Source organism: Microvirga tunisiensis (genome assembly GCF_009296175.1).
Taxonomy (GTDB): domain Bacteria; phylum Pseudomonadota; class Alphaproteobacteria; order Rhizobiales; family Beijerinckiaceae; genus Microvirga; species Microvirga tunisiensis.
On the sequence record NZ_VOSK01000385.1, the window covers coordinates 1 to 5,305 of the forward strand.

The 5,305-nt window shown below is 61.3% G+C and carries 5 protein-coding genes and 1 pseudogene; 5 read left to right on the top strand and 1 reads right to left on the bottom strand.

Annotation, left to right across the window (positions count from 1 at the left end; all coding sequences use genetic code 11):
* Window positions 1–199: 199 nt before the first annotated feature.
* The 5 genes and pseudogenes from FS320_RS37335 to FS320_RS37355 all read left to right on the top strand — a co-directional run.
* Window positions 200–1,126: pseudogene (locus FS320_RS37335) on the top strand (sulfate ABC transporter substrate-binding protein); the annotation flags it as partial.
* A 2-nt stretch (window positions 1,127–1,128) separates the two neighbouring features.
* Complete coding sequence (cysT, locus tag FS320_RS37340; protein WP_152717357.1) at window positions 1,129–1,977, top strand: sulfate ABC transporter permease subunit CysT; 849 nt, start codon at window positions 1,129–1,131, stop codon at window positions 1,975–1,977.
* Window positions 1,970–2,851 (top strand): sulfate ABC transporter permease subunit CysW, encoded by an 882-nt coding sequence (gene cysW / locus FS320_RS37345; RefSeq protein WP_152717358.1) that lies wholly within the window; start codon window positions 1,970–1,972, stop codon window positions 2,849–2,851. Before cysT ends, cysW begins: the two co-directional genes overlap by 8 nt.
* Window positions 2,835–3,902: a sulfate ABC transporter ATP-binding protein gene (locus FS320_RS37350; protein ID WP_192926389.1), complete on the top strand. Its 1,068-nt coding sequence runs from the start codon at window positions 2,835–2,837 to the stop codon at window positions 3,900–3,902. The genes cysW and FS320_RS37350 overlap by 17 nt, the downstream gene beginning before the upstream one ends.
* 169 nt (window positions 3,903–4,071) lie before the next feature.
* Entirely contained in the window at window positions 4,072–4,755 is a 684-nt protein-coding gene (locus tag FS320_RS37355; RefSeq protein WP_152717360.1) for a CYTH domain-containing protein, read from the top strand.
* Window positions 4,756–4,834: 79 nt separating this feature from the next.
* On the opposite strand, the gene FS320_RS37360 is transcribed toward FS320_RS37355, so the two are convergent.
* Window positions 4,835–5,047, bottom strand: a complete 213-nt coding sequence (locus tag FS320_RS37360; RefSeq protein WP_152717361.1) for a cold-shock protein — start codon at window positions 5,045–5,047, stop codon at window positions 4,835–4,837.
* Window positions 5,048–5,305 lie beyond the last annotated feature (258 nt).

Genomic DNA, 5,305 nt, shown 5'->3' on the forward strand with positions numbered 1-5,305 from the left:
CAGGCGCCCACCGTCGAAAGCAGCGGTGATCTTCTTGCGGCCAACGGCTGGAAACGGGAAGGTGGCAGGTGTATCGTCCGGCATGGCGAGTGTGGCACAGGGCAATTGGTGGCAGGGATTAGTCTCAACAACCAAATCCTACGCTGCTTCAAGTGCTTAAGCTACACTCGCCAGCCTTCATCAACCTTCCCATGCATAAGAACGGCTAAACGTCTCCTACGATCCGACGCGGGAGCTTTACCGCGAGATCAATCAGGCCTTTGCGGATGATTGGAAGGCAAAGACAGGTGAGACCGTCTCGCTCCGGACGTCCCATGGCGGATCCGGCGCTCAGGCCCGTACGGTGATCGACGGCATCGATGCCGATGTGGTGACGCTCGGCATTCCGTCCGACATCGATGCCATTGCGAAAGTGACGAAGAAGATCCCCACTGACTGGCGCAGTAAGCTGCCCAACAACTCCCTGCCTTACACGTCGACCGTGGTCTTTCTGGTTCGCAAGGGCAATCCGAAAGGGATCAAGGACTGGGACGACCTTGTGAAGCAAGGCGTCCAGGTGATCACGCCTAATCCAAAGACCTCCGCGGGCGGGCGCTGGAACTTCCTGGCAGCCTGGGGCTACTCCCACACCAATGATGGCGGTGCCGATAAAGCGAAGGAGTTCGTCACTGCCCTCTACAAGAACGTTCCGGTGCTCGATACGGGCGCTCGCGGATCCACCGTGACCTTCGCGCAGCGCGGCCTCGGGGATGTTCTGCCAGCTTGGGAGAATGAAGCGTTCCTGGTGCTCGAAGAATTCGGGCGCGACAAGTTCGAGATCGTGGTGCCGACGCTATCGATCCTGGCGGAGCCGCCGGTTGCTCTCGTCGAGGGCAATGTGGATGGCAAGGGGACACGCAAGGCCGCTGAAGCCTTCCTCAACTTCCTCTACACCGACAAGGCGCAGGCGATCTTCGCCAAGCACCATTACCGTCCGATCAAGGCCGAGGCCGCCAAGCCGGAGGATCTCGCGGCTCTGCCGAACCTGAAGCTGTTCACGATCGAGTCCCTGCAGGGCAACTGGGACGACATCCAGAAGAACAACTTCGATTCCGGCGGGCTCTTCGACCAGATCAGCAAGCGCTGACGATGAGCTCTGCGTCCTACCTGCGTCTCAAGCAATCGAGCGTGCTGCCGGGCTTCGGCGTCACGCTCGGCTACACGCTGCTTTACCTTGGATTGCTGGTGTTGCTGCCACTCGGCGCTTTGGTGGTAAAGGCCTCAGGGATAGGAATCGCCGGCATTGTGGCGACCGCCACAGAGCCTCGGATCGCTGCGGCACTCAGGACGAGCTTCAGCATCTCCCTTCTTGCCGCCGGCGTCGCCTCTCTCTTCGGCCTCTTGATCGCCTGGGTTCTCACCCGGTACGACTTCCCTGGCCGTAAGCTCATCGATGCCATTGTCGATCTGCCCTTCGCTCTCCCGACGGCCGTCGCAGGCATTGCGCTTGCTGCCCTCTATGCGCCAAATGGCTGGGTGGGTTCGCTTCTTGAGCCTCTCGGCCTAAAGGTGGCCTACACACCGCTTGGCATCTTCGTCGCCCTGGTCTTCATTGGGCTTCCCTTTACCGTTCGCACGGTCCAGCCCTTGATCACAGAAATCGAGAATGAGCTGGAGGAGGCCTCCGCAACCCTCGGCGCTTCGCGCTGGCGCACCCTTTGGAGCGTTCTCCTGCCTCCGCTTCTTCCCGGAGTGCTGACGGGCTTCGCACTGGCTTTTGCCCGCGCTGTCGGAGAGTACGGCTCTGTGATCTTCATTGCAGGAAACCTGCCCTATGTCTCTGAAATCGCTCCGCTGCTCATCGTGATCAAGCTGTCAGAGTATGACTACACAGGCGCGACGGTGATCGCGACCATCATGCTGGCGATCTCGTTTTCGGCGCTTTTGCTGATCAACCTCGTCCAGGCTTGGAGCCGCAGGAGGTTCGGCCATGTCTGATGTCAGCGCTGCTTTCCTCCCAGCGGGTTCATCGCAGCAGAGCGTCGTGACCGAGCGGAAGCTCATCCGGTGGTTAGCCATCTCGGTCGCCCTCATCTTCCTGCTTCTGTTTCTGGCCCTGCCGCTCGCCGTCGTCTTCGTGGAAGCCTTCAGGCGCGGGCTCGACGGTTTCCTTGCTGCCTTTCAGGAGGCGGATGCGCTGGCTGCGATCCAGCTGACTTTGATGGTCGCTGCCATTGCTGTGCCTCTCAACCTTGTGTTCGGCCTCATGGCTTCATGGGCGATCGCCAAGTTCGAATTCAAGGGCAAGAGCCTGCTGATCACGCTCATCGACCTTCCGTTCTCGGTCTCGCCGGTCGTATCGGGTCTGATCTACCTGCTCCTCTTCGGCGCTCAGGGATTGTTCGGGCCATGGCTCATGGCACACGGCATCAAAATCGCCTTCGCACTGCCAGGGATTGTCCTTGCTACAATCTTCGTGACGTTTCCCTTCGTGGCACGCCAGCTCATCCCTCTCATGCAGGAGCAGGGCACGGCAGAAGAGGAGGCCGCCCTGACCCTCGGGGCGACCGGTTGGCGCACCTTCCTGACGGTGACGCTGCCTAACATCAAATGGGGGCTGCTGTACGGTGCCCTGCTATGCAACGCCCGCGCCATGGGCGAGTTCGGCGCGGTTTCCGTCGTCTCTGGGCACATCCGTGGCCTCACCAACACCATCCCGCTTCATGTGGAGATTCTCTACAATGAGTATAACTTCGTTGCGGCCTTTGCCGTCGCCTCGCTCCTCGCTAGCCTCGCCCTCGTCACCTTGGCACTCAAATCTTTCCTCGAGTGGCGTCACGGAGCCGATCTACCCGGTGGCGCACACCGCTGAGCGAAGCCGAGCGGTCGATATCCGTATTGCAGGCGTGACAAAGAACTTCGCGGGTTCGGCTGCGCTGCACGATGTGAATCTGGAAGTCCGGCCCGGAGAACTCCTGGCGTTGCTCGGCCCTTCGGGTTCTGGCAAGACCACGTTGTTGCGCATCATTGCCGGATTGGCGGAGGCTGATCGCGGACAGGTGTTCTTCGGAGGCGTGGATGCCACATCCCTTCCCGTGCAGAAGCGTCAGGTGGGCTTTGTCTTCCAGCACTACGCCCTGTTCAAGCACATGAGCGTCGCCGACAACATTGCCTATGGTCTGCAGGTGCGCGAGCGTGCGAACCGGCCGTCCAAAGCCGAGATCCGGCGCCGCACCTTGGAGCTGCTCGATCTGGTTCAGCTCCCCGGCTATGAAAGCCGGTTTCCGGCCCAGCTCTCCGGCGGCCAGCGTCAGCGGGTGGCCCTGGCGCGGGCGCTCGCCGTCGAGCCGCGCGTCCTGCTGCTCGACGAGCCGTTCGGCGCTCTCGACGCCAAGGTGCGCAAGGATCTCCGCGCCTGGCTGCGCGACATCCACGAGCGCACCGGCAAGACAACGGTGTTCGTCACGCACGATCAGGATGAGGCCCTGGAACTGGCGGACCGGGTGGCGGTCCTCAATCGCGGGCATCTGGAGCAGGTTGGAAGCCCCGATGACGTGCAGGATCATCCTGCAACGCCCTTCGCGATGACCTTTCTCGGTCAAGCTGCTCGCTTTAATGCCGATATCCGCGATGGGCGGGTGCTGGTGAACGGAAAGCCTACTCCCGTGGTTGCACCAAAAGCCACCATTGGACAGGCGAGTCTCTATTGCCGTCCATGGCATCTGAAGCCGGTACTCGCCGGTCATGGACACCATCAGGGCATCATCAGTGGAGTTCGTCGTCTTGGATCCATGCGCCGGATCGAGGTGTTGCAAGCTGATGGAACGAAGCTCGAAGTCGAGGCCCCTCTTGTGACAAACCTAAGCGTTGGTGAGGAGATCGGCCTGGACATCCTGGACGGCGTGATCTTCCGAGAAGGCTGAGAGCGCCGGCATCAGGCACTGACTGTATCCGTGCGGACAGGACAGGGGAGCTGCGTCCGGCAATCTCCTGACGTGCAACGGGGCTGCCTCCCTTCCTAGCCATCCTCACACCGTAACCCGACGTCAGCTGGGGCGACCAGCGGCACCCTTTGTGGAAGGCTGATATGTGATGAGCACCGCCCGCATCTTTCGGCTTGCCCCCTCCCTGGCTCGTCTGATCGAGAAGGAGAGGGAAGGCCACCGCATCGGGCAGGGCTACTTCCCGGACCGCTCGAACCGGGGCACTCATGTGCAGGTTTTGGGCGCGACGGGTCAGCTCGTCCTGGTCGCCAATCACCCAACTGACCCTGTCGAGCAGATCACGGACATTCCCCGCTCTCAGGCCGAGGCTCTGCTGGAGCTGACTGCTGGACGGGTGGAGTACCTGAGGGTCAGCCTGAACATCGGCCCCCAAACAGCCACTCTCCACCGTTTCATGACGCCGGGACCGCTGGATTTGATCACTGTCACAGTCGAGCAGAGCAAGCAGACCCGCACGTTTCAGCCGCTGGCCTGGTTTGGCCCCGAGGTCACGGAAGACCCTGCTTACCAGACCCGCTCCATGGCTCTGGCCGGGCTGCCGGCAGCGCCTGAGGTTGAGGTTACAAACGCGGCGCTCCACAGCCTGCTCGATACCCTGGATGGCTGCTTTGGAGCCCACCAGCCACAAGCGGCGGTTCCTCAGCCGATTGCCCCCTCGAAGTCAGTCGAGGCTGAGGCCGAAACGGACGACGAGCAAGAACTGAACGATCTTGAGATTGAGGATAGCGTCATCCGGGAACTCGCCCGATCCCTGAGCCCTCGCCGGCGCTGATGCGTCCGATGTGCGCTCGAATTCGCGGTGGGGTAGATGGCCGCCCCTGCGGAGCGGCCCGATTGCGCGCATGCGGCCCTCATTCGGACGTCTTCAAATCCACGGCCGATTCTTTGCCGGTGCGGCGATCCGCCTCGACCTCATAGGAGATCTTCTGGCCTTCTGCGAGACCACGCAGGCCGGAGCGTTCGACCGCATTGATATGCACGAACACGTCCTTGCCGCCGGTATCCGGTTGAATAAAGCCATAACCCTTCTGCTCGTTGAACCACTTGACTGTCCCTGTCGCCATGAAAATCTTTCCTCTGTTGTGCAGAACTGTGAGAGTCACATCCAAGACCCCCTGTGCTTTCGCATCAGGCGGTGCAGCGCCTGATGTCAGGTGCTGTAGCGCGACGCGCGAATGTGTGAGTAAGGCGACGGCCAGATTTACGAGATGTCGCCTCCGGTTGAAGTCGACCTACCGTGTCACGGGACGACACGGAGGAGCGCATGAGCCGGCTCGATCAGGAGGCTCGCATGACTATCAAGGCATTGGCGGCGCGGGGAG